Annotated in this window: 2 protein-coding genes; both read right to left on the reverse strand. The window is 41.2% G+C overall.

The window, feature by feature from the left end:
• On the reverse strand, positions 1 to 623 hold a 623-nt coding region (locus AB6D06_RS22510), incomplete at its 3' end, for an alanine racemase (RefSeq protein WP_372111940.1).
• The coding region (locus tag AB6D06_RS22515; RefSeq protein WP_372111943.1) for a DUF1611 domain-containing protein at positions 620 to 1,065 on the reverse strand (446 nt) is incomplete at its 5' end. The genes AB6D06_RS22515 and AB6D06_RS22510, both read right to left, overlap by 4 nt.

Genomic DNA, 1,065 nt, shown 5'->3' on the forward strand with positions numbered 1-1,065 from the left:
TGAAGAGCCCAGTTAACTGAAGCAGAATTACCCCCTGAAATAATTTCTAGATTGATCCCAAATGTAGCTTCAATTCCATCGGCAAGATCAGAAAGAATATTCATATTTTTATCATCTGGAGCGACACCATACCGACAAGCTAAATTCGTACCAATTCCTTTTATCGTGATGTTTGGTAAAGAAATAATCTCACGGATAAAATCAATCACGCGATTAGGCATCACACCTTCTCTGAGATCGCCAAGCTCAACCATAATAATAATATCGTGACGGCAATTTTGTTGTTCCGCTGCATGTGAAAGCCTCTGAATCACTTCAACTTCAGAGTTTAAACTCATATCACTGTATTTTATTACGCTCGCCACTTGACTGAGCATGGGTGTACGTATCAGCATTTTGGGGATAGAAATGCCAGATTCAGTCATCTTTTGAAGATTTTCGATTCTTGAATCGGCTAACATTGGTGCGCCAGCATCAATAAGAACTTGTGCGATGATAGGGTGACCGAGGAAGGCTTTTGTTACAGGCGTAACGGATATATTTTTCAGTGAGAGCTGAGTAATCAGGAATTGAGCGTTATGGTGAACTTTCCCACAATCGATGTCTAACCTAGGGTAGTTCACCCTTTTTCGGCCAGTTTACTTTCTATTTTAGGGAAAGCTGACGTTACGATGTGCAACAGATGTTCGACAGGTTGTGACAAGACATCAGTAACAGGTAGACCAAATTCGGTAGTGTAACTGTCTATCACACTGCGTGTTTCATCCAACGACATATCTTCATGATTCAGTGTTAGTCCAATAACATTGGTATTAGAAAACGTTTCGATAAGATTGATTTCTGAGGCAATCGAAGGCATTGGGCAATCAGGAAAATCACTACGATATAAACGTTTAGGGGCATGTTGCAGTATCACACCCGTTGGACAGCTGCCACGTAAGATAAAAGCGCTGGTTGAAAACGCAGGGTGACTCAAGGCTCCTTGCCCTTCAATAATAATCAGATCCGGGTTTTCTTTTTCATAGGCCTGTACAATGACAGATTCCAACTCACCGGCACAAAATT

Source organism: Vibrio sp. 10N.239.311.G01, from assembly GCF_041465805.1.
Lineage (GTDB): Bacteria > Pseudomonadota > Gammaproteobacteria > Enterobacterales > Vibrionaceae > Vibrio > Vibrio crassostreae_C.